The organism is Mesorhizobium sp. M7A.F.Ca.MR.362.00.0.0 (assembly GCF_004023175.1).
Lineage (GTDB): Bacteria > Pseudomonadota > Alphaproteobacteria > Rhizobiales > Rhizobiaceae > Mesorhizobium.
In genome coordinates, this window is the sequence record NZ_RZTF01000531.1 from 1 (window position 1) to 3,541 (window position 3,541).

The 3,541-nt window shown below is 69.2% G+C and carries 4 protein-coding genes and 1 pseudogene; 1 reads left to right on the forward strand and 4 read right to left on the reverse strand.

What is annotated here, in order from left to right; all coding sequences use genetic code 11:
• Positions 1–941: FAD-binding oxidoreductase (locus EOC06_RS34530; protein ID WP_164898907.1), on the forward strand; the 941-nt coding region annotated here is incomplete at its 5' end.
• Between the two features lie 36 nt (positions 942–977).
• On the opposite strand, the gene EOC06_RS34535 is transcribed toward EOC06_RS34530, so the two are convergent.
• The 4 genes and pseudogenes from EOC06_RS34535 to EOC06_RS44280 all read right to left on the reverse strand — a co-directional run.
• On the reverse strand, positions 978–2,345 hold the full coding sequence (locus tag EOC06_RS34535; protein WP_127327822.1) for an NAD(P)/FAD-dependent oxidoreductase: 1,368 nt from the start codon (positions 2,343–2,345) through the stop codon (positions 978–980).
• Positions 2,342–2,644 (reverse strand): (2Fe-2S)-binding protein, encoded by a 303-nt coding sequence (locus EOC06_RS34540; RefSeq protein WP_127327823.1) that lies wholly within the window; start codon positions 2,642–2,644, stop codon positions 2,342–2,344. Before EOC06_RS34540 ends, EOC06_RS34535 begins: the two co-directional genes overlap by 4 nt.
• Positions 2,641–3,270, reverse strand: a complete 630-nt coding sequence (locus EOC06_RS34545) for a hydantoinase B/oxoprolinase family protein (RefSeq protein WP_245466352.1) — start codon at positions 3,268–3,270, stop codon at positions 2,641–2,643. The genes EOC06_RS34540 and EOC06_RS34545 overlap by 4 nt, the downstream gene beginning before the upstream one ends.
• Before the next feature lie 79 nt (positions 3,271–3,349).
• A pseudogene (locus EOC06_RS44280) lies at positions 3,350–3,508 on the reverse strand (hypothetical protein); the annotation flags it as partial.
• Positions 3,509–3,541 lie beyond the last annotated feature (33 nt).

The following is a 3,541-nucleotide window of genomic DNA, read 5'->3' on the forward strand; positions in this document are numbered from 1 at the left end:
CGCATATGCTCGACGGCGCCGAGGCCAGCGAGCGGGGCCGCGCCACGGGGCGGACATGGAAGGGCGGCGTCTTCTCGCCGACGGATGGCACCGCCGATCCGTCGCGGGCCGCGCCCGCGGTCGCCCACGCCATCCTCAAGCTCGGGGGCTCCGTGCACCAGAATTGCGCCGCGCGCGGTATCGAGACCGAGGGCGGGCGCCTGAGCGGCGTGGTTACGGAAAACGGAACGATCCGGACCAAGCTGGCGGTTCTGGCCGGCGGCGCCTGGGCCTCCTCCTTTTGCCGGCAGTTCGGTTTCCGTTTTCCGCAAGCGTCGATCCGCTCCTCCATCCTGTCCGTTTCGCCAGGCGCCGAGGGTCTGCCGGACGCGCTGCATACGGCAGGGGTCTCGGTCACGCGGCGCGGCGACGGCGGCTACACGCTCGCTATAAGCGGACGCGGGCGCGTGGACGTGACACCGCAGCAGTTGCGCTTCTCCTCGCAGTTCCTGCCCATGTTCATGAAGCGGTGGCGAAGCCTCGCGCCCGGCGGCCTGCAGGGCGTGCGCTCCGGCCACGAGACGCTGCGCTGGCGGCTCGACCGGCCGACGCCGATGGAGCGGATGCGCATCCTCGACCCGGCTCCGGACCAGGCGACGATCCGCCTGACCCATGCCCGCGCGCTCGAGCTGCTGCCGGCACTGCGCCAGACCAGGATCAGCGCGGCCTGGGCCGGCTACATCGACAGCACGCCTGACGGCGTGCCCGCCATCGGCGAGATTGACACCGTTCCGGGCTTCTTCCTGGCTGCCGGATTTTCGGGACACGGCTTTGGCATTGGACCCGGCGCCGGGCACCTCGTCGCCGATCTGGTGACCGGGTCGGAACCGATCGTCGATGCGACATCCTACAATCCCCGGCGCTTCGACGCTTCTGCCTGGGGGAAGGTCGCCGATTTCTAGCATGTGATCCTCATCTGCGCGGCCTCCGCAATTGCATCAGCCGTTGCGCAGAAAGGCGCCGATAGGCGCGGGCCGGACAGGAGCCTGTCCGCGAAACCGGCCGACAGCATCCGGCGCGCAGCCGGCCTGCGCCGCGACGAGTTCGACGGCGGCCAACTGACAATAGCGTCCCTGGCATCGCCCCATACCGGCGCGCGACAGCGATTTCACCCTGTTGGCTTCGCCGCCACCGAAACCCGCGCCCTCGCGTACGGCTCCGGCATTCACGCTTTCGCAACGGCAGACGACCGCGTCGTCGGGAAGTGCCCGCACCATCGCGGCCGGCCAGGGAAAGGCGCAAGCCAGACCATGGGCAAAGCGCTCGAGCCGCGCCAGCTTACGCAGATCGGTGCTGGTGGCGGGCGTCGGAAATCCGAGATCGGCAAGGCATGCCGCCGCCGCAAGACGCCCAGCGATTTCCGCGCCGTCCGCTCCCAGCAGACGAACTCCATCGCCCGCCAGATAGACGCCGTTGCCGGCGCGACCCATCCGGTCGGTCTTTGGCAGCCATTGCCGCCACTGCTCGTCATAGGTGAAGTCGCATCCCGCGAGGTCGGCCAGATGGGTCTCCGCCCGCAGGTGCCAGCCCATGCCGATCATGTCGCATGAAGTGAGGCGCTGCCTTCCGCCGGCGTCGCGCCAGCGCATCGTTGACACCCCCTTCCCGTCGGCCTCGATCGCTTCAAGCGTCACGCCCGCATGGTAGCGGCCGCCGAGCCTCGCCCGCAGGGCCAGACCGCGCAGCGCGACCAACGGCCGGGCGGCAAGGTCCCAAAGCCCCCGCATCTGCTGGCGCCGGGAAGAGGTATCCAGCACCGCCACCACATCCGCTCCAGCCTTGACGAGCTGGGCGCCGACCAGCGTCAGCAGAGGCCCCGATCCGATCAGGACGATCCGCTGCCCCAGCGCCACGCCCTGCGCCTTGAGCGCGATCTGCGCAGCGCCAAGGCTGTAGACGCCGGCGCTCTGCCAGCCCGGGACCGGAGCGACACGGTCGGATGCGCCGGTGGCAAGGATCAGGCGGTCATAGCTGACTAGCTGCACGCCACCCTCTCCCAGCACATGCAGCCGACCTTCTTGCACTGCGATGACCGAGCTTGCCGCGTAATGGGTGAGCCGCGCCTCCTTGGCCAGCCGGTCGATGAGCGCATGCAATGCTCCCGCCTTCGCCGCCTCCGACCCGTAAAGTTGCTTCGCGGTGCGGGTGAACCCGGCAGGTGGGCGGCGATAGATTTGCCCGCCAGCGCGCTGTCCTTCGTCGATCACTACCGGATGGAGCCCGGCCTCGACCAGGGTCGCGGCGGCCCTTATGCCGGCTGGACCGGCGCCCACGATCACGATCCGCGGCGATAAGATCTCGCTCACGGCCAGCTCTCGGATGGCGTTGTGCGCAACCGCATGCCTTCGGTGACAAGTGTCGAGCACGCCCGCACGCGCGGTCCCTCGTCCTGCCACACCCAGCAATCCTGGCAGGCCCCCATCAGGCAGAACCCGGCCCGTGGTTCGGATCCGAACTCGGACTTTCGCAAGGCCTGCCCTGATGCCAGCATGGCGGTCAGCACGTTGTCCCCCGCAAGCGCGTCGCGCATCTCACCGTCGAGAAAGAAATGCAGTTGCGCCCGGTCGTACTCGGCCAGCCGGACGATGCGGCCGGCGGTGATCATTCCGCAGCCTCTCGCACCGGGCCAGGACGAGGCAGTCCGGGGAACCGTTCGCAGGCCGCATCGAACGCCGCCTGGACGCCCTCCGGCCCGGAGTGCCCCTTCATGCGACGGAAGATTTCCGTCTTGGAGAAAAACCGCCAGTGGATCGGCAGGTCTCTCAGTATGGCGGTGAGCCTGTCATAGGCCGCCGGAGTCCATTGCGCTTCGTAGCCTTCGCGCTCCGGACCGAAATGAAAATGGCCGGCGGACAGCTTGTGCCCCGCGCGCAGCCTTGCCGTCGCCTGCTCGTCGACCTCGCCGTCGCGAATGACGACACCATAGTCGCGCTCGGCAGCCGTTGGCGAGACATAGCCGCGCCGCACATCCTGCGCGACCCGCCAGGGCTCGCGTTCGTGCGGATCGCCGCGCCCGCCGCCTCCGGCGGAGCGGATATCGAGCACGTCGCCAGGTTGCAGAACCGCCGTGTCGATGTTGCCCAGCCGCCGTTCGTGGCCGGTCCCCGGATTGACGACCATGTCCGACAGGCCGGCCGCCTTGCCGCCCAGCACGCCCCAGGGACGAAAGAAGCTGCGGTCGCGGTTGCGCGCCGTGATCCTGGAATCGGGGGCAAAGACGCGGAACGCCATCTCGGTCGCCAGCCCGCCGGCGCCAGCGCCCCGCCCCGCCGCTGTCCCGGGCGAGCCCGTATTTCACGAATTCGACCGGGACCTCGGTCTCGGTGATCTCGATCGGCGTGTTCTTGAGATAGGCGGCATCGGCGCCCGATCCGTTGGTCCCATCGCGATGCGGCATCGCGCCGCCGCCGCCCACCACGGGATTCACCGCCGCGATGACGGTGCGACTGGTGCGCTCGTCCGTGGTCATGACGTTGACGATGCAGTTGTTGCCGGCCGGCGC